General features: G+C 71.0%; 22 protein-coding genes. 21 read left to right on the top strand and 1 reads right to left on the bottom strand.

Annotation, left to right across the window (positions count from 1 at the left end; genetic code table 11):
• Window positions 1-4: 4 nt before the first annotated feature.
• The 17 genes from rplF to truA all read left to right on the top strand — a co-directional run bounded on the left by rplF (window position 5) and on the right by truA (window position 10,672).
• Entirely contained in the window at window positions 5-547 is a 543-nt protein-coding gene (gene rplF / locus ACQP2P_RS42825; protein ID WP_433610973.1) for a 50S ribosomal protein L6, read from the top strand.
• Window positions 544-939 (top strand): 50S ribosomal protein L18, encoded by a 396-nt coding sequence (gene rplR, locus ACQP2P_RS42820; protein ID WP_433080801.1) that lies wholly within the window; start codon window positions 544-546, stop codon window positions 937-939. The genes rplF and rplR overlap by 4 nt, the downstream gene beginning before the upstream one ends.
• Window positions 940-954: 15 nt before the next feature.
• Window positions 955-1,581 carry a 30S ribosomal protein S5 gene (gene rpsE, locus ACQP2P_RS42815; protein ID WP_433080799.1) on the top strand — a complete coding sequence of 209 codons (627 nt, stop codon included), beginning with the start codon at window positions 955-957 and terminating at the stop codon, window positions 1,579-1,581.
• A 2-nt stretch (window positions 1,582-1,583) separates the two neighbouring features.
• A complete protein-coding gene (gene rpmD, locus ACQP2P_RS42810; protein WP_350611883.1) occupies window positions 1,584-1,766 on the top strand; it encodes a 50S ribosomal protein L30 in 183 nt (60 codons plus the stop codon).
• Between the two features lie 4 nt (window positions 1,767-1,770).
• Window positions 1,771-2,229 carry a 50S ribosomal protein L15 gene (gene rplO, locus ACQP2P_RS42805; RefSeq protein ID WP_433610970.1) on the top strand — a complete coding sequence of 153 codons (459 nt, stop codon included), beginning with the start codon at window positions 1,771-1,773 and terminating at the stop codon, window positions 2,227-2,229.
• 196 nt (window positions 2,230-2,425) lie between these two features.
• On the top strand, window positions 2,426-3,763 hold the full coding sequence (gene secY / locus ACQP2P_RS42800) for a preprotein translocase subunit SecY (protein WP_433619515.1): 1,338 nt from the start codon (window positions 2,426-2,428) through the stop codon (window positions 3,761-3,763).
• Entirely contained in the window at window positions 3,763-4,416 is a 654-nt protein-coding gene (locus tag ACQP2P_RS42795; protein WP_350611885.1) for an adenylate kinase, read from the top strand. The genes secY and ACQP2P_RS42795 overlap by 1 nt, the downstream gene beginning before the upstream one ends.
• A gap of 49 nt (window positions 4,417-4,465) precedes the next feature.
• On the top strand, window positions 4,466-5,314 hold the full coding sequence (gene map, locus ACQP2P_RS42790; protein ID WP_433080794.1) for a type I methionyl aminopeptidase: 849 nt from the start codon (window positions 4,466-4,468) through the stop codon (window positions 5,312-5,314).
• Window positions 5,315-5,383: 69 nt separating this feature from the next.
• The gene (locus ACQP2P_RS42785; protein ID WP_433610967.1) at window positions 5,384-5,881 is read left to right on the top strand and encodes a DUF1707 SHOCT-like domain-containing protein; all 498 of its coding nucleotides are present in this window, start codon (window positions 5,384-5,386) and stop codon (window positions 5,879-5,881) included.
• 186 nt (window positions 5,882-6,067) lie between these two features.
• Complete coding sequence (infA, locus tag ACQP2P_RS42780; RefSeq protein ID WP_007073013.1) at window positions 6,068-6,289, top strand: translation initiation factor IF-1; 222 nt, start codon at window positions 6,068-6,070, stop codon at window positions 6,287-6,289.
• Between the two features lie 82 nt (window positions 6,290-6,371).
• Window positions 6,372-6,488 (top strand): 50S ribosomal protein L36, encoded by a 117-nt coding sequence (rpmJ, locus tag ACQP2P_RS42775; protein WP_014440745.1) that lies wholly within the window; start codon window positions 6,372-6,374, stop codon window positions 6,486-6,488.
• A gap of 172 nt (window positions 6,489-6,660) precedes the next feature.
• Window positions 6,661-7,041 (top strand): 30S ribosomal protein S13, encoded by a 381-nt coding sequence (gene rpsM / locus ACQP2P_RS42770; RefSeq protein WP_433080790.1) that lies wholly within the window; start codon window positions 6,661-6,663, stop codon window positions 7,039-7,041.
• A gap of 41 nt (window positions 7,042-7,082) precedes the next feature.
• Window positions 7,083-7,493 carry a 30S ribosomal protein S11 gene (gene rpsK, locus ACQP2P_RS42765; protein ID WP_223099064.1) on the top strand — a complete coding sequence of 137 codons (411 nt, stop codon included), beginning with the start codon at window positions 7,083-7,085 and terminating at the stop codon, window positions 7,491-7,493.
• Window positions 7,494-7,507: 14 nt separating this feature from the next.
• Window positions 7,508-8,134: a 30S ribosomal protein S4 gene (rpsD, locus tag ACQP2P_RS42760; protein ID WP_350611889.1), complete on the top strand. Its 627-nt coding sequence runs from the start codon at window positions 7,508-7,510 to the stop codon at window positions 8,132-8,134.
• Between the two features lie 83 nt (window positions 8,135-8,217).
• Complete coding sequence (locus ACQP2P_RS42755) at window positions 8,218-9,240, top strand: DNA-directed RNA polymerase subunit alpha (protein WP_433610952.1); 1,023 nt, start codon at window positions 8,218-8,220, stop codon at window positions 9,238-9,240.
• Between the two features lie 30 nt (window positions 9,241-9,270).
• On the top strand, window positions 9,271-9,792 hold the full coding sequence (gene rplQ, locus ACQP2P_RS42750) for a 50S ribosomal protein L17 (RefSeq protein ID WP_433610950.1): 522 nt from the start codon (window positions 9,271-9,273) through the stop codon (window positions 9,790-9,792).
• Window positions 9,793-9,862: 70 nt separating this feature from the next.
• Window positions 9,863-10,672, top strand: coding sequence for a tRNA pseudouridine(38-40) synthase TruA (truA, locus tag ACQP2P_RS42745; RefSeq protein WP_433610948.1), 810 nt, complete (start codon window positions 9,863-9,865; stop codon window positions 10,670-10,672).
• Window positions 10,673-10,726: 54 nt separating this feature from the next.
• Here truA and ACQP2P_RS42740 read toward each other — a convergent pair whose 3' ends face one another.
• Complete coding sequence (locus ACQP2P_RS42740; protein ID WP_433610946.1) at window positions 10,727-13,579, bottom strand: hypothetical protein; 2,853 nt, start codon at window positions 13,577-13,579, stop codon at window positions 10,727-10,729.
• A 136-nt stretch (window positions 13,580-13,715) separates the two neighbouring features.
• Here ACQP2P_RS42740 and ACQP2P_RS42735 point away from each other — a divergent pair, with 136 nt between their 5' ends.
• The 4 genes from ACQP2P_RS42735 (at window position 13,716) to ACQP2P_RS42720 (ending at window position 17,230) form a co-directional block, all read left to right on the top strand.
• On the top strand, window positions 13,716-14,318 hold the full coding sequence (locus tag ACQP2P_RS42735) for a class I SAM-dependent methyltransferase (protein ID WP_433619513.1): 603 nt from the start codon (window positions 13,716-13,718) through the stop codon (window positions 14,316-14,318).
• 29 nt (window positions 14,319-14,347) lie between these two features.
• The gene (locus ACQP2P_RS42730; RefSeq protein WP_433610944.1) at window positions 14,348-16,042 is read left to right on the top strand and encodes an ABC-F family ATP-binding cassette domain-containing protein; all 1,695 of its coding nucleotides are present in this window, start codon (window positions 14,348-14,350) and stop codon (window positions 16,040-16,042) included.
• A gap of 50 nt (window positions 16,043-16,092) precedes the next feature.
• Complete coding sequence (gene thiD, locus ACQP2P_RS42725; protein ID WP_433610942.1) at window positions 16,093-16,893, top strand: bifunctional hydroxymethylpyrimidine kinase/phosphomethylpyrimidine kinase; 801 nt, start codon at window positions 16,093-16,095, stop codon at window positions 16,891-16,893.
• Window positions 16,894-16,984: 91 nt separating this feature from the next.
• Entirely contained in the window at window positions 16,985-17,230 is a 246-nt protein-coding gene (locus ACQP2P_RS42720) for a DUF2630 family protein (protein WP_433610940.1), read from the top strand.
• The last annotated feature ends 1 nt before the right edge of the window (window position 17,231 follow it).

Here is a 17,231-nt window from a genome sequence, read left to right as displayed (position 1 = left end):
TCACATGTCTCGAATCGGACGTAAGCCGATCGCGGTGCCCGCCGGTGTCGAAATCAAGATCGACGGACCGGTTGTCACCGTCAAGGGCCCCAAGGGCGAGCTCAAGCACACGCTGGCCGAGCCGATCTCGATCGAGCGGGCCGAGGACGGCACCTACAGCGTCGTCCGCCCGAACGACGAGCGGAAGTCCAAGGAGCTGCACGGCCTGTCGCGCACGCTGGTCTCCAACATGGTGGTCGGCGTGACCGAGGGCTACCGCAAGAGCCTGGAGATCGCCGGCACCGGTTACCGCGTCACCGCCAAGGGCAGCGACCTCGAGTTCGCGCTCGGGTTCTCGCACCCGGTCGTGGTGACCCCGCCGCCCGGCATCACCTTCACGGTCGAGAAGCCGACGGTGTTCCACATCGCCGGCATCGACAAGCAGCAGGTCGGCGAGGTCGCCGCGAACATCCGCAAGATTCGCCCGCCGGAGCCGTACAAGGGCAAGGGCGTGCGCTACCAGGGCGAGGTCATCCGCCGCAAGGCCGGAAAGGCTGGTAAGAAATGAGCGCCACGCTGCTCAAGCGCCGCAACTCCGGCGGCGTTGCCGCCGCGCGCCGCACGGGGCGTGCTCGCCGGCACTTCCGCATCCGCAAGCACGTGGGTGGCACCGCCGAGCGTCCTCGCCTGGTGGTCACCCGCTCGCTGCGGAACATCACCGCGCAGATCGTCGACGACCTCAAGGGCCACACGCTGGCCTCGGCCTCGACGCTCGACGCGACCATCCGTGGCACCGAGGGTGACAAGAAGGCCCAGGCCGCGAAGGTGGGCAAGCTGCTCGCCGAGCGCGCCACGGCCGCGGGTGTCGGCAAGGTCGTCTTCGACCGTGGTGGCAACAAGTACGCCGGCCGCATCGCGGCTCTGGCGGACGCCGCCCGCGAAGCCGGACTCGAGTTCTGAGAAGGAGAAACGTTCATGCCTGGTCCTCAGCGCAGGGGCGGCGGGTCCGGTAACACCCAAGAAGGTGGTGGCGGCCGTCGCGAGAATCGTCGCGAGGGTGGCGGCCGCGGCAACGCGCCCGCCGAGAAGACCCCGCACCTCGAGCGGGTCGTCGCGATCAACCGTGTCGCCAAGGTCGTGAAGGGTGGTCGTCGCTTCAGCTTCACCGCCCTGGTCATCGTCGGCGACGGCGACGGCACGGTCGGCGTCGGCTACGGAAAGGCCAAGGAGGTGCCCGCGGCCATCGCCAAGGGTGTCGAGGAGGCCAAGAAGCACTTCTTCAAGGTTCCGCGGCTCGCGGCGAGCATCCCGCACCCGGTGATCGGCGAGGACGCGGCCGGTGTCGTGCTGCTCAAGCCGGCCTCCGCCGGTACGGGCGTCATCGCCGGCGGCCCGGTTCGTGCCGTCCTGGAGTGCGCGGGCATCCACGACGTGCTCTCCAAGAGCCTCGGCTCCTCCAACGCCATCAACATCGTCCACGCGACGGTGGCGGCGCTGAAGAAGCTCGAGTCCCCGGAGGCCGTGGCGTCGCGCCGTGGCCTGCCGGTCGAGGACGTCGCGCCGGCCGCCATGCTGGCCGCTCGCGCCGGTGTGGGGGCATAGCCATGGCCCGTCTGAAGGTGACCCAGATCCGGTCCGAGATCGGTGGCAAGCAGAACCAGCGCGACACGCTGCGCACGCTTGGCCTGAAGCGGATCCGCGACGTGGTCGTCAAGGAAGACCGCCCGGAGATCCGCGGCATGATCCACACCGTGGCGCACCTCGTCACCGTGGAAGAGGTGGAGTAATCCGATGACGATCAAGCTGCACCACCTGCGGCCCGCCCCGGGCGCCAAGACCGACAAGACCCGTGTGGGTCGCGGTGAGGGCTCTAAGGGCAAGACCGCCGGTCGTGGCACCAAGGGCTCCAAGGCCCGCAAGAACATCTCGGCGGCGTTCGAGGGTGGGCAGATGCCCCTCCACATGCGCCTGCCGAAGCTCAAGGGCTTCCGCAACCGCAACCGGATCGAGTTCCAGGTTGTGAATCTTGCACGCCTCGCGGAGCTTTTCCCGCAGGGCGGCGAGGTCGGCGTGGCCGAGCTCGTCGACGCCGGCGCCGTCCGCAAGGGCGAGCTGGTGAAGGTCCTCGGCGACGGGGAGCTCGGCGGCGTGAAGCTGCAGGTCAGCGCGCACAAGTTCAGCGCGTCGGCCAAAGAGAAGATCCAGGCGGCCGGCGGCTCTGTGAAGCTGCTCGGCGGCGACAGCGAATAGAGCGCTATCGTGGCGTCCACCATCTTGGTGGGCGCCACGCGGCGCCTCAAAAGCCGGACGTGATGTGCCCCGGACATCCTGTTAGAGTCCGTTGCGCAAGAGCACACTCGACTCATACGTTCGACAGCGTCACCCGCACCACCCGGACCCCACCTCGTCGGCCGAACGACCGGCCGCCTTGCGCAGGAGGATGAAGTTGCTCTCCGCCTTTGTTAGTGCGTTCCGAACGCCTGACCTGCGCAAGAAAATCCTGTTCACGTTGCTGATGATCGGCATCTACCGGCTCGGCGCGACGCTGCCCAGCCCGGGCGTCAGCTACGGCAACGTGCAGAAGTGCCTCAACATCGTCGAGAACAGCAAGGACAACCAGGTCTTCACCCTGTTGAACCTGTTCTCCGGTGGGGCACTGCTCCAGCTGTCGGTGTTCGCGCTGGGCATCATGCCCTACATCACCGCGAGCATCATCCTCCAGCTGCTGACGGTGGTGATCCCGCGCCTCGAGCAGCTGCGCAAGGAAGGCCAGTCCGGCCAGGCGAAGATCACGCAGTACACGCGCTACCTGACCCTCGGCCTCGGCATCCTGCAGGCCTCGGCGTTCGTCGCCCTGGCGCGGTCCGGCCAGCTCTTCGGCGGCGCGTGCGACCAGTCGCAGTACCCGATCATCCCGGACACCGGCAAGATCCCGATGTGGCTGACGCTGACCACCCTGGTCGTCACCATGACCGCCGGCACCGGCGTCATCATGTGGCTGGGCGAGATGGTCACCGACCGCGGCGTCGGCAACGGCATGTCGGTCCTCATCTTCACCTCGATCGCGGCCCGGCTCCCGCTCGAGGGCATCCAGATCTGGCAGGACAACAAGACCACGTTCTTCGTGATCGTCGGCCTCGCGGTCGTGGTCATCGCCTTCGTGGTCTTCCTCGAGCAGGCCCAGCGCCGCATCCCGGTGCAGTACGCCAAGCGGATGATCGGCCGGCGGATGTACGGCGGCACCTCGACCTACATCCCGCTGAAGGTCAACCAGGCGGGCGTCATCCCCGTCATCTTCGCGTCGTCGCTGCTCTACATCCCGCAGCTGATCACGTCGTTCGCGGGCTCCGACTCGACGAACAAGACGATCCTCTGGATCAACCGGAACATCGTGCCGCAGAACAGCGCCTGGCACATCTCGATCTACTTCCTGCTGATCATCTTCTTCACCTACTTCTACGTCTCCATCACCTTCAACCCGACCGAGGTGGCGGACAACATGCGGAAGTACGGTGGTTTCGTGCCCGGCATCCGCCCGGGCAAGCCGACGGCCGAGTATCTTGACTTCATCCTCAGCCGCATCACGCTTCCCGGCGCGCTCTACCTGGGCATCATCTCGATCCTGCCCAACCTGCTCATCGGGATCGTGGGCGGCGGGCAGGCTCTGCAGAACTTCCCGTTCGGTGGCACCGCGGTACTCATTATTGTTGGTGTGGGACTCGAGACGGTGAAGCAGATCGAGAGCCAGCTGATGCAGCGCAACTACGAAGGGTTCCTCCGGTAGTGAGGCTGGTGCTGGTAGGTCCCCCCGGGGCGGGCAAGGGGACCCAGGCCGAGTACATCGCCGCGCATCTCGCCGTGCCCAAAATCTCCACCGGCGACATCTTCCGGGCCAACGTCGGGCAGGGCACCCCGCTCGGCGTCGAGGCCAAGCGATACATGGACGCCGGGCAGCTCGTGCCGGACGAGGTCACCATCAACATGGTGTCCGACCGGCTCGCCGAGGGAGACGCCACTGACGGCTTCCTGCTCGACGGCTTCCCGCGCACGGTGCCCCAGGCCAACGCGCTGGACAAGCTGCTGGCCGACCTCGGCACCGGGCTGGACATCGTGCTCGAGCTCGTCGTGGAGAACGAAGAGGTCATCCGCCGGCTCTCGGGCCGGCGGACCTGCCGTGGCTGCGGCAAGATCTGGCACGTCGAGTTCGACGCGCCGACCCACGACGGCGTCTGCGACCGCTGCGGCGGCGAGCTGTTCCAGCGCGACGACGACAAGGCCGAGACCATCGCCGAACGGCTGAAGGTCTACGCGCGCGACACGTCGCCGCTGGTGGACTACTACGGCGCCCAGGGCAAGCTGGTGGGCATCGACGCGACGGGTCCGGTCGAGGACGTCACCGTGCGCGCGATCGACGCCCTCCGCTCCTACGGCGCCTGAGCCCACCACAGCACACGGCGCCGACGACAGCACACGACGGGTAAGTCTCATGGCTCCTCATCAGCTCGAGATCGAGCTCAAGACGCCCGAGCAGATCGGGCTCATGCGCCGTGCCGGGCTGGTCGTGGCCGACGCGCTGGAGCGGATGCGGGCCGCGGTCGCGCCCGGCGTCTCCACCGCGGAGCTGGACCGCATCGCCGAGGAGACCATCCGCGCCGCGGGAGCCGTGCCGTCCTTCAAGGGCTACCACGGCTACCCGGCCTCGATCTGCTCCTCGGTCAACGACCAGGTCGTCCACGCGATCCCGAGCCCTCGGCAGATCCTGGCCGAGGGTGACCTCATCTCCATCGACTGCGGCGCGGACCTCGACGGCTGGCACGGGGACGCGGCGATCACGGTCGGCGTCGGAGCGGTACACCCGGATCTGCGCGGTCTCGTGCGCGTCGCCGAGGACGCCATGTGGGCGGGCATCGCCGCGGCCGCCCGGGGCGCGCGCTCGGGCAAGGGGCGGCTGACGGACATCTCGTTCGCCATCCAGTCCTCGATCCGCAAGGCCGGCCGCTTCGGCATCGTCGAGGGCTACGGCGGGCATGGCATCGGCAGCGCCATGCACCAGGACCCGTTCGTGCAGAACTCCGGCCGCCCCGGCAAGGGCCCGCTGCTGCGGTCCGGCATGGCGCTCGCCATCGAGCCGATGATCACGCGGGGCAAGCCGAAGGTCGCGGAGCTCGACGACGGCTGGACCGTGGTGACCGTCGACGGCTCGGTCGCGGCGCACGTGGAGCACACGATGGCCTTCTGCGACGACGGCGTCTGGGTGCTCACCGCGCACGACGGCGGGCGCGGCCGCCTCGGCGACCTGGTCACGGCCCGCGAGCCCGTCCCCGCCACCGAGTAAGGGAAATCCCGGGGTGGAACCGGTGTGCGCCTCGATGCGATGCTGTGTGCAGTGTCCGAAGGGGGAACGGTGGCAGACCGGCGGGAAGACCTGCGCGCGGCCGACGTGGACCGGCAGTTCGTGGCGGAGCGCCTGAAGGCGGCGCTGGACGAGGGCCGACTGTCGCTCGGCGAGTACGACGACCGCCTCAAGGAGGCCTACGCCGCCCGGACCTACGGTGACCTGGACGCCATCCTCAAGGATCTTCCCGGCTTCCACCCGGCAGGCGGCTCCCAGCTGGCGCCGAAGGAGCCCCTGGCCGACGACCCGGACGAGCGCCGCGGGCGCGGCGACACCCGGAGCAACCCGCGCTGGCTGATCGGCATCTGGAGCGCCTGGCTCGTCGCCGTCTCGGTCAACGTGGTCATCTGGGCGCTGGTGAGCCTGTCCGCCGGCGAGGCCGTCTACTTCTGGCCCATGTGGGTCGCGGGCCCGTGGGGCGCGGTGCTGCTCGTGTCGACGTTCTCGGTCAAGGCGCTCGGTCAGGGGCCCGGCGAGAGCGAGCAGCGACGGTACCGGGACAGTTAGATACCCCCGATTTGGTGCCTGGGAGTCCCGCGCGTAGACTTGCCGATTGGCGCAGAGCGTCCACTCCGGCATGCCCCCACGCGCTTCTAGTGGCATGACCGGAGCCGCGGCTGGCTCGGGGTCTCCTGACCTCGAGAAAAGGATGCGAGCGTCGACCAACCGACCCGATGTCAGGTAGCGGAGGACATGCCGAAGAAAGACGGGGCCATCGAGATCGAGGGCCGAGTGATCGAGCCACTGCCGAACGCGATGTTCCGGGTGGAGCTCGCCAACGGCCACAAGGTCTTGGCGCACATCAGCGGCAAGATGCGACAGCACTACATCCGCATCCTGCCCGAGGACCGTGTCGTCGTGGAGCTCTCGCCCTACGACCTCACTCGCGGGCGCATCGTCTACCGCTACAAGTAATCGGTGTCGGTACCCAGGTAACGGTCGGGTTCTGTCGTGCCCGCTCGCCATGAGCGCGCACGCAGCGAGAGTTAGGCAAACCGTGAAGGTCAAGCCGAGCGTCAAGCGGATCTGCAACAACTGCCGGGTCATCCGGCGGCATGGCCGGGTCATGGTCATCTGCAGCACTGACCCGCGCCACAAGCAGCGCCAGGGCTGAGTCCCCGGCACCCGCTTTTCTGAGTAACAGCCCGTTCCAGCCTCGGGCGGCCCGCCGGCAACGGCGTGGCGTGCGTGGGGCTGCACCCCTGGTCGGAGGCCAGGGCCCGTCTGTGGGCAGACGGGAGCGGAGCGGGCACAGACCTCCGCACACTTGAGGAGCACGCCCACTTATGGCACGTCTCGTCGGTGTCGATCTCCCGCGCGACAAGCGCACCGAGATCGCACTCACCTACATCTACGGCATCGGGCGTACCCGCGCCGTTGAGACCCTGGCCGCCACCGGCATCGACCCGAACAAGCGGGCCCGGGACCTGACCGATGAAGAGGTCGTGCAGCTGCGCGACTACATCGAGGCCAACTACAAGGTTGAGGGTGACCTTCGCCGCGAGGTCGCCGCGGACATCCGCCGCAAGGTTGAGATCGGTTGCTACGAGGGCATCCGGCACCGCAAGGGCCTGCCCGTGCGCGGTCAGCGCACCCGGACCAACGCGCGCACCCGTAAGGGCCCGAAGCGCACGGTCGCCGGCAAGAAGAAGCCGGGCAAGAAGTAACCACCGGTCCGATCAGAAACGTATCTAGGAGCGCATAGAGAATGCCGCCGAAGGCTCGCGCCGGTGGGGCCGCTGTCAAGAAGGTCCGGCGCAAGGAACGCAAGAACGTCGCCCACGGGCAGGCGCACATCAAGAGCACGTTCAACAACACCATCGTGTCGATCACCGATCCGACCGGTGCTGTGATCTCCTGGGCCTCCGCCGGCCAGGTGGGTTTCAAGGGCTCGCGCAAGTCGACCCCGTTCGCCGCGCAGCTGGCGGCCGAGGCCGCCGCGCGTCGCGCGATGGAGCACGGCATGCGCAAGGTCGACGTCTTCGTGAAGGGCCCCGGCTCCGGCCGGGAGACCGCGATCCGTTCCCTGCAGGCCGTGGGCCTGGAGGTCGGGCAGATCTCTGACGTCACGCCGCAGCCGCACAACGGTTGCCGTCCGCCGAAGCGCCGCCGGGTCTAAGGGAAGAGAAGAACATGGCTCGCTACACAGGTGCCGACTGCCGCCGTTGCCGGCGCGAGAAGATGAAGCTGTTCCTCAAGGGCAGCAAGTGCGACGGGCCGAAGTGCCCGTTCGAGTCGCGTCCCTTCCCGCCCGGCCAGCACGGCCGCGGCCGGCCGAAGGAGACCGAGTACCTCCTGCAGCTGCGCGAGAAGCAGAAGGCCCGCCGCATCTACGGCGTGCTGGAGCGGCAGTTCGCCGGCTACTACGAGGAGGCCGTGGCCAAGCCGGGCAAGACCGGTGAGGAGCTGCTGCGCATCCTCGAGTCGCGGCTCGACAACGTCGTGTACCGCGCCGGCCTGGCGTCGTCGCGCGACATGGCTCGCCAGCTCGTCAAGCACGGCCACATCGTGGTCAACGGCCGGAAGGTGGACATCCCGTCGTACCGCCTGCGTGAGCACGACATCGTGCAGGTGCGGGAGAAGTCGCGGGAGCTCACCCCCTTCCAGGTCGCGCAGGGCCTCGCGGGCAGCAAGACCGTCCCGGCGTGGCTCGAGTTCATCCCGAGCGAGTTCAAGGTCCTGGTGCACAGCCTGCCGGCCCGGCAGGTCATCGATACCCAGGTCCAGGAGCAGCTCATCGTCGAGCTCTACAGCAAGTAGCAGGACAGTCGGAGGGGCCTCACGGCCCCTCCGATCCGGAGCGCGTCATATAGCGGGCGCGCAACGAACTGGAGGAACAGAAAGTGCTCATCTCCCAGCGGCCCAGCCTCGCGGAAGAGTCGATCAGCGAGGTCCGGTCCAAGTTCACCATCGAGCCCCTCGAGCCGGGCTTCGGGTACACCCTCGGCAACTCGCTGCGGCGCACCCTGCTCAGCTCGATCCCGGGCGCGGCCGTGACGAGCATCAAGATCGACGGCGTGCTGCACGAGTTCACCACGATCCCCGGCGTCAAGGAGGACGTGGTCGAGCTCGTCATGAACATCAAGGAGCTGTGCGTCAGCTCCGAGCTCGACGAGCCGGTCTCGATGTACCTGCGCAAGCAGGGCCCCGGCGACGTCACCGCGGGCGACATCCAGCCCCCGGCCGGCGTCTCCGTGCACAACCCCGACCTCAAGCTGGCCACGCTCAACGGCAAGGGCCGCCTCGACATGGAGCTCACCGTCGAGCGGGGCCGCGGCTACGTCACGGCCAACCAGAACAAGCAGCAGGGCCAGGAGATCGGGCGCATCCCGGTCGACTCGATCTACTCGCCGGTGCTCAAGGTGACGTACCGCGTCGAGGCGACCCGTGTCGAGCAGCGCACCGACTTCGACCGGCTCATCATCGACGTCGAGACCAAGGCGTCGCTGACCCCGCGCACCGCGCTGGCCTCGGCCGGCTCGACGCTGGTGGAGCTGTTCGGCCTCGCGCGCGAGCTGGACGAGAGCGCCGAGGGCATCGACATCGGCCCGTCGCCGCAGGACGCGCAGCTCGCGGCCGACCTGGCGCTGCCGATCGAGGAGCTGGACCTCACCGTCCGCTCGTACAACTGCCTCAAGCGCGAGGGCATCAACTCCGTCGGTGAGCTGATCAGCCGCACGGAAGCCGACCTCCTCGATATAAGGAATTTCGGTCAGAAGTCGATCGACGAGGTCAAGATGAAGCTCGCCGGGATGGGTCTGGGTCTGAAGGACTCCGCCCCGACGTTCGACCCGGCCCACGTCGTGGACTCCTTCGCCGAGGTGGACTACGACGCCGACGACTACCGCGAGACCGAGCAGCTGTAGTTCAGCCGCTGTATTAGAGGAGCCCTGACAATGCCCACGCCCACCAGAGGTCCCCGCCTCGGCGGCAGCCCCGCGCACGAGCGGCTGATGCTGGCGAATCTCGCCACGTCGCTGTTCAAGCACGGTCGCATCACGACGACCGAGACGAAGGCCAAGCGGCTGCGCCCGCTCGCCGAGCAGCTCATCACCAAGGCCAAGCGCGGCGACCTGCACGCGCGCCGTCAAGCGCTCTCCGTGGTGCGGGACAAGGACGTGGTGTTCGCGCTGTTCGACCAGATCGCGCCGCGGTTCAGCAACCGTCCGGGTGGCTACACCCGCATCGTGAAGACGGGCCCCCGCAAGGGCGACGCTGCTCCGATGGCGATCATCGAGCTGGTCGAGGAGCTCGAGGTGGCCGCCCCCAAGGCGCCGCGCACGACCGCTCGGAAGGCCGCCAAGGCCGACTCGATCGCGGTGCTCGCCGGCGAGGACGCGGACGAGACCCCGGCCCCGGCGACCTCCTCCGCGGACGAGGACGCCGCCGAGGCGAAGGACGAAGAGACCAAGGCCTGATCACCGGTCGAGGTTCGTCGGCCCGGCACCCTTTCGGGGGTGCCGGGCTTTCTTTTGGGAGTTGTACCGCATGAGCGTGCGCATCCGCCTGGACGTCTCCTACGACGGGACCGACTTCTCCGGCTGGGCCCTGCAGCCGGGCCGCCGAACGGTGGCGGGCGAGCTGCTCGCCGTCCTGGAGCGCCTGTTCGGCTCGGTCACCGGCCTGACGGTGGCGGGGCGCACGGACGCCGGCGTGCACGCGACCGGGCAGGTGTGCCACGTCGACGTGGCGCAAGTGCGCTGGGCGGCGCTCGAGTCCGCCCTCGTGCGCAAGCTGGCCGGGCTCCTCCCGCCCGATGTACGCGTGCTCGCCGCGGCCGCGGTGCCGCCCGAGTTCGACGCGCGCTTCTCGGCGCTGGCGCGCCGGTACGAGTACCGCGTCACGGATGCCCCCTTCGGCGCCGAGCCCCTGCGCCGCCGCGACACGCTCGCCTGGCCGCGCCCGCTCGACCTGGCGCTGCTGAACGAGGCGGCGGCGGGGCTGGTGGGCGAGCACGACTTCGCCGCGTTCTGCCGGCGCAAGGAGCACGCGAGCACGATCCGGGCGGTGTCGCGGATGGAGTGGCGCCGCGACGCCGACGGCACCGTGGTGGCCACCGTGGCGGCGGACGCGTTCTGCTGGTCGATGGTCCGCAGCCTCGTGGGGGCGCAGCTGGTGGCGGGGGACGGGCGGCGGGCGGCATCGTGGCCGGGTTCGCTGCTGACGCGGACGGCGCGGGCCGACGAGGTGGTGGTGGCGCCGGCGCATGGGCTCACGCTCGTGGAGGTGACGTATCCGGCGGATGCGGCGGCGTTGAGCGCGCGGGCTGAGCTGACTCGGCGGCGCCGCGACCTGTGACGGTTTGCGGGCGGCAAGCCGGGCGCTGCGCGCCGCGACGCATCGCAGGGGCGATCAGCTCGGCGGGGCCGAGCCGGGCAGGGACGCGGCCGGGGTCGCCTCGGGCTGGATGACCGAGCGGTTCTCGATGATCCCGTTGTCCAGGTACGTCTCGACGATGTCGTACGTGATCTGGTTCGGATAAGGGTCGCCCTGGGTGAAGTTGTTGCCGTCGACGCGGGCGATCACGCAGTACGTGATGAAGTGCCCCTTGTAGTTCCACCCGAGCTGCGTCGGCGCCCGCACGAGCGCGTCGGTGCCGGTGCCCGCGCCCACGCTCATGCCCGCGAACCGGCCCTTCTGGCCGTCGACGATGGGCTTGATCCCGTCGAAGGTCTTGGCCGCGACCTCCTCGCTGGTCACGTTGAAGATGCCGGCCGTGATGAGGTACTCCTGATTCGGCGACTTCATCGTCGCCCGCACGACCTGCGAGCACCCCGCCCCCGCGAGCAGTGTCGCCAGCTCCTCGGTCGCGGCCACCTTGCAGTCGTTGGACGCCTTCGTCGCCAGGATCACGTAGGGCGCCTCGTCCGGCACCGCCACGATGTTGTTGCTCGGGAACACCTCGGCCTCGGTGAGCGCCTTCGGGTCCACGTCGCGGCTGCTGATGTCGCGCTTCTTCGGCGCCGACGACTGGCCGGACTTGGCCGACTCCGGCCCGTTCTTCTCGTCCTTGAAGATGAACCAGGTGCCCACGCCGCACGCGCCGAGCACGACGACGACCGCGATCGCGCTGAGCAGCGCGACCCATCGGTGCGGCCGCGGGACCGGGCGCACCGGGTCGATGACGGCGCGCGGGCGGTCCAGCCGGTCGATGCGCTCCGGCGGGTCCCCGCGGTCGGGGCGGCGGGGCGGCTCGCGCAGGGCCCGCTTGGTGCCCCCGGTGGTGTATTCGCCCGTGTACTCCCCGGTGCCCCGCCCGCCGCGGCCCCGGCGCACGCCGGAGGGCTCGTCGTAGCGGTCGTGGCCCAGGTCGTCGTCGGGTGCGCGGCGCTGCTGCGGAGGCTCGTCGTAGGCGGGCCGGCGCCGCATGGCCTCGTCGCGCCGCCGCACCCCGCTGTCGTCGCGGCGCCCGGTCTCGTCGCGGCGCCCGGTCTCGGGTGGGGCCGCCGACTCGAACGCGGCGCGGGCGCGGCGCCCGGTGCTTTCGAGGTCGTCGTCGTAGGCCGGGCGCCCCCGACGCCCGCGCGGGTCCTCGCCCGGGCGGAACATCGTGGTCTCGCCGGCGTAGGGCGCGCCGCTGCGCGGCCCGTCTTCGTCGAAGCCGCGCGCGGGCGGGTCGGTGACCGGGGCGCCGTACGTGCGCGCGGAGCCGTTGCGGGGCCCGTCGGCACCGTCGCGCCGGCGGCGGGCGCCCGTGTCGTCGCCGGGGCGGAACATCGTCGTCTCGCCGGTGTAGAGCGCGCCCCGGCCGCCGTTCGCCTCGTCGCCAGGGTCTCCGAAGCCGTTGCGAGGCTCGGGCTCGGCCGCGCGACGGCGCCCGCCCACGTCACCCGTGCGGGGCTCATCGGCGGCCCGGCGGCGCCCGCCACCGTTGACCTCGCCGGTGCGGCTGCCGAGGTCGCCGGTGCGCGGGCCGACGTCACTCGTGCGAGGGCCGAAGTCGCTGGTCCGCGGCGTGAAGTCGCCGGTGCGCGGGCCAGGATCGCCCGTCCGGGGGCCGAAGTCTCCGGTGCGCGGGCCGAAGTCGTCCGTCCGGGGGCCGAAGTCGCCGGTGCGCGGGCCGACGTCGCTGGTGCGCGGGCCGGAGTCGCTCGTGCGCGGGGTGAAGTCGCTGGTGCGCGGGTCGGCCGCGTAGGCGCGCTGCTCCTCGGCGGCGCGGCGGGCCCGGCGGGCGGCGCCGCTCGTGGGCGACGCGTCCGGGCGCATGTTCGGGAAGATCGGCACCAGCGGAGGCGGGTCGGCCGGGGGGCTGGCCGCGCTCAGCTCGGCGAGCGGCTTGATGATCGGGGTCAGCCGCGGACCGTGATCGTATGACTCCGAGGCGCGCACATCCTCCTCGTCCCGCGCCCGCCGGCGCCCCCCGCGCGGCTCGTCGAGCCCGGCGCCGGGAAGCTGCTGGTCCAGCGGGGGACGGGCCGGAGGCGCGGCCGGGCGTCCGTAGACGCCGCCCGGGGAGTCGTCGTCGGCGGCCCGGCGGCGACCCGCGGGCGGCGCGGAGGCGCCCGGCGTCGACCAGCCCTCGACGTTGGCCGGACGGCTCGGCGGCGGGGCCGGCGGGAGCGAGCCGGGGCCGAACACGCCGCTGGGGGAGCCGAAGACCCCGCTGGGGGAGTCGTCGTCCCGCGAGCGGCGGCCGCGCCGGGCGTCCCCGGTCCGCGGCTCACGAATGTCGCCCGTGCGGGAGTCTCCGCGCGGGTCGCCGGGGCGGGAGTCGGCGCCGGGGCGGCGGATGGCCGTCGTGCGGTCGAAGTCGACGGCGCGCTCACCCGTGCCCGAGCGCTCCATGCGCCCGGGGCGGTCGAAGTCGGCGGCGCGCTCGCCGGTGCCGGAGCGCTCCATCCGCTCGGGGCGCTCGAAGGAGGAGGCGCGCTCGCCCGTGCCCGAGCGCTCCATGCGACCCGGGCGCTCGAAGGAACCGGAGCGGTCCATCGGGTCGGGGCGATCGAAGTCGAAGGAGCCGGGGCGGTCGGGCGGGCCAGGGCGTTCGGGTGGGCCAGGGCGTTCGGGTGGGCCGGGGCGGTCGGGCGGGCCGGGGCGTTCGGGTGGGCCGGGGCGGTCGAAGGGGTCGGGCGGCCCCGCGAAGGGGTCGGGTTCGCCGCGTCCGCTGCCGCGCAGACCGGCCAGCCAGTTGTCGGCTTCGTCCGCCTCGTCCCGGCGGAACGAGTCGGATCGCCGCTTCCGGCGCTGCTCGTCCCGAGAAGTCATGTCGCACAGGGTAGCCGACGCCGCCGCGCGGTGGCTTGTCGGCGATGTTGCGCACAATCCGAACGGGTGGCCGCGCAAACCGCCGGTCACCTGCGCGTGGACAATGCGTTGCGGAACGCGGGCGATGGAGGGCATGTTGTCAGGCGAGCACTACTTCTCGGCCGACCCGGCGGTCGCGCACGAGCGTCACGAGGTCGTGTTCGAGGCCCTTGACCAGGAGTTTCGCCTGGCCTCGGCGTCCGGGGTGTTCTCGTGGAGCGGGCTGGACCGGGGCACCGCGGTGCTGCTGGCCGAGGCGCCGCCGCCGGAGCCGGACACGGAGGGCGCGCTGCTGGACCTGGGCTGCGGATATGGCCCGATCTCGATCGTGCTCGCCACCGCCGCGCCCCGCGCGACGGTCTACGCGATCGACGTGAATCAGCGCGCGTTGGACCTGGTGCGCGAGAACGCGGGCGGGCGGCGCATCGTCGCGGCGCTGCCCGACGAGGTGCCGGAGACTGTCAGCTTCGCGCAGATCTGGTCCAACCCGCCGATCCGCATCGGCAAGGCCGAGCTGCACGCGCTGCTGCTGCGGTGGCTGCCCCGGCTCGCCCCGGACGGCGTCGCGTGGCTGGTCGTGGCCAAGAACCTGGGCGGCGACTCGCTGCAGCGCTGGCTCGTCGAGCAGGGTTTCACGGCCGAGCGCCACGCGACCGACAAAGGGTTCCGGGTGCTGCGGGTCGGAAAACCGCTTTCGTGACGTACGGTCGCCGATGAAGCTCTTCAGACGTGGGATATGTGGACGTCGCAGGGGTCGGGCACACGCTGCCGGACGGTCGTGAGCTCTTCTCCGAGGTCTCGTTCCGGGTCGGCGAGGGCGCGAAGGTGGCGCTCGTCGGGCCCAACGGGGCCGGCAAGACGACCCTGCTGAAGATGGTCGCCGGCGACCTGCCGGTGCACGAGGGCGCCGTCGCGCGCTCGGGCGGGCTGGGCGTGATGCGCCAGTTCATCGGCATGATCGGCGACGATCGGACGCTGTCCGACCTGGCGCTGCAGCTGGCGCCGCCGCGCCTGAGCGAGGTCGGGCGCCGGCTGGCCCTGGCCGAGCGGGCGCTCGCCGACGGGACCGAGAAGTCGCAGCTCAGATACGCGAATGCGCTGACGGCGTGGGGCGAGGCGGGCGGGTACGACGCGGAGGTGCTCTTCGACACCGTGAGCGTCGCGGCGCTGGGCCTGCCGTGGGATGCCACGCGGGACCGGCCGGTGCGCACGCTGTCGGGCGGGCAGCAGAAGCGGTTCGCGCTCGAGCTGCTGCTGCGCGGCGAGGACGAGGTGCTGCTGCTGGACGAGCCCGACAACTTCCTGGACGTGCCGGGGAAACGGTGGCTGGAAGAGCGGCTCCGCGAATCCCCGAAGAGCGTGCTCTATGTCTCGCACGACCGTGAGCTGCTGGCCCGGTCCGCGGATCGCGTGGTCGCGGTCGAGGGCGGCTCCGCATGGGTGCACCCCGGCGGGTTCGCGTCCTGGCACGAGGCCCGCGGCGCGCGCCACGAGCGCCTGGAGGAGCAGCGGCGGCGCTGGGACGAGGAGCACGAGAAGCTCAAGGCGCTCGTGCTGATGTACCGCACCAAGGCCGCCTACAACGACGGGCTCGCCTCGCGCCTGCAGGCCGCCCAGACCCGCCTGCGCAAGTTCGAGGAGGCCGGGCCGCCGCCGGCACCCCCGAAGGAGCAGGACATTCGCATGCGTCTTTCCGGGGGTCGTACGGCCAAACGCGCCGTCATGTGCGAGCAGCTGGAGCTCGACGGGCTGACCTACCCGTTCGACCTGGAGATCTGGTACGGCGACCGCGTGGCCGTCCTCGGCGGCAACGGCACCGGCAAGTCGCACTTCCTGCGGCTGCTGGCCCGCGGCGGCACCGACCCCGACGGTCCTCAGATCGGCGCCTGGTCCGGGTCGATCGGCGCGGAGCCCCATCGAGCCGGACCAGGCGTAGCCGAGCTCGCCCCCGTGGCCCACGGCGGCCGGGTGCGCCTCGGCGCGCGGGTGCGGCCGGGCCACTTCTCGCAGACGCACGACCGCCCGGAGCTGCTGGACAAGACCCTCGCCGAGATCCTGTGGCGCGGCGACGACTGGCGCGCCGGCCTGCCGCGGCCGCAGGCGATGCCCGCGCTCGGGCGCTACGAGCTCGCGGCCCAGGCCGACCAGCGCTTCGGCACCCTCTCCGGCGGTCAGCAGGCCCGGTTTCTGGTGCTGCTGCTCGAACTGTCCGGGGCGACGCTGCTGCTGCTCGACGAGCCGACCGACAACCTGGACCTGGCCAGCGCGGAGGCGTTGGAGGAGGGGCTGCGCAGCTTCGACGGCACCGTGATCGCGGTCACGCACGACCGCTGGTTCAGTCGTTCCTTCGATCGCTACGTCCTCTTCCGCGCCGACGGCGAGGTCGTGGAGGTCCCCGAGCCGGTCTGGGAGGGCCGCTCCTGACGGACTGCTTGTGCGGTCCGCGCGTCACGCTCCGTGGTCACCTATCGCCCGTGGAGCCGACTGTTGTCCTCACCATCGGGGCGTCCGACTCGTCCGGCGGCTCGGGCCTGCAGGCCGACCTGCGGACCCTGGCCGCGCTGCGGATGCACGGCGCCTCGGTGGTGACCGCGGTGATCTCGCGCAACACGCGCGACGTCACCGGCCTCTTCCCGCAGCCCACGAACGTCGTCACCGCGCAGCTCGGCTGCGTGCTGGAGGACCTGCCCGTGGCCGCGGTGAAGACCGGCATCCTGCCGACCCCGGAGACGGCGGTGGCGATCGCGGCCCGCGCGCGGACGGGCGCCCTGCCGAACCTCGTCGTCGACCCGGTCCTCACCGCGGCGTCGGGCTCGCGGCGGGGGCTGGTCGCGGCGTACGAGCGGCTGCTGCCCCACGCCAGCGTCCTCACCCCGAACCGTGAGGAGGCCTCGGCCCTGCTCGGCTGGGACGTCTTCACCCCGACCGACATGGCCACGGCCGCGTCCCAGCTCTCCGCCCTCGGCCCGCGCTGCGTGGTCATCACGGGCGGCGACTTCGCGGCCGGCGGGGATGCGATCGACGTCGTCTGGTCGGACGGCGAGGCGCGCGTCCTGCACAGCCCGCGCATCGCGAGCCGCAACACCGACGGCAGCGGGGCGACCTTCGCGACGGCGGTGGCCGCGCGCCTGGCGATCGGCGACGAGGCGGACGCGGCCGTGTCGTGGGCGAAGGGCTTCGTGGGCCGGGCCATCGGCGACGCCGCGGACTGGCGCCTGGGCCGCGGCACCGGCCCGATCGACCACTTCGGCTGGTCGTCGCTGACCCTGCGCTGATGCGCCGGGTGACCGGGTGGCGTGGGTGGTGTGGAGAGCGAGACAGGCACGGGGGCGAGAACTTCGCGATGCGTGGTGGATGATGCAACCCATGGACGAGAAGACGTTGATCCACCAGATCTCGACCCTGGTCGACGAGGAGCACAAGCTCCGCACGCAGCTGCAGGCCGGGAAGATCTCCGAGCAGGAGGAGCACGACCGGCTGCGGGGGCTCGAAGAGCAGCTCGACCAGCTCTGGGATCTGCTGCGCCGCCGGCGGGCGGCGAAGCTGCAGGGAGTCTCGCCCGACGAGGTCGAGGCGCACTCCGTCGACGAGGTCGAGCACTACCTCCAGTAGC

Origin of the sequence: Dactylosporangium sp. CA-139114, from assembly GCF_050955725.1 — a bacterium.
GTDB lineage: Bacteria > Actinomycetota > Actinomycetes > Mycobacteriales > Micromonosporaceae > Dactylosporangium.
This window is presented reverse-complemented; position numbering and strand designations above follow the sequence as displayed.

Coding starts and splice junctions, on each gene's coding strand:
- ACQP2P_RS42720 (WP_433610940.1), top strand. CDS start 16,985: ATGGACGAGAAGACGTTGATCCACCAGATCTCGACCCTGGTCGACGAG.
- rpsK (WP_223099064.1), top strand. CDS start 7,083: ATGCCGCCGAAGGCTCGCGCCGGTGGGGCCGCTGTCAAGAAGGTCCGG.
- rpmD (WP_350611883.1), top strand. CDS start 1,584: ATGGCCCGTCTGAAGGTGACCCAGATCCGGTCCGAGATCGGTGGCAAG.
- infA (WP_007073013.1), top strand. CDS start 6,068: ATGCCGAAGAAAGACGGGGCCATCGAGATCGAGGGCCGAGTGATCGAG.
- rpsD (WP_350611889.1), top strand. CDS start 7,508: ATGGCTCGCTACACAGGTGCCGACTGCCGCCGTTGCCGGCGCGAGAAG.
- rplQ (WP_433610950.1), top strand. CDS start 9,271: ATGCCCACGCCCACCAGAGGTCCCCGCCTCGGCGGCAGCCCCGCGCAC.
- rpsM (WP_433080790.1), top strand. CDS start 6,661: ATGGCACGTCTCGTCGGTGTCGATCTCCCGCGCGACAAGCGCACCGAG.
- rpsE (WP_433080799.1), top strand. CDS start 955: ATGCCTGGTCCTCAGCGCAGGGGCGGCGGGTCCGGTAACACCCAAGAA.
- ACQP2P_RS42740 (WP_433610946.1), bottom strand. CDS start 13,579: ATGACTTCTCGGGACGAGCAGCGCCGGAAGCGGCGATCCGACTCGTTC.
- rplO (WP_433610970.1), top strand. CDS start 1,771: ATGACGATCAAGCTGCACCACCTGCGGCCCGCCCCGGGCGCCAAGACC.
- rplR (WP_433080801.1), top strand. CDS start 544: ATGAGCGCCACGCTGCTCAAGCGCCGCAACTCCGGCGGCGTTGCCGCC.
- rplF (WP_433610973.1), top strand. CDS start 5: ATGTCTCGAATCGGACGTAAGCCGATCGCGGTGCCCGCCGGTGTCGAA.
- truA (WP_433610948.1), top strand. CDS start 9,863: ATGAGCGTGCGCATCCGCCTGGACGTCTCCTACGACGGGACCGACTTC.
- map (WP_433080794.1), top strand. CDS start 4,466: ATGGCTCCTCATCAGCTCGAGATCGAGCTCAAGACGCCCGAGCAGATC.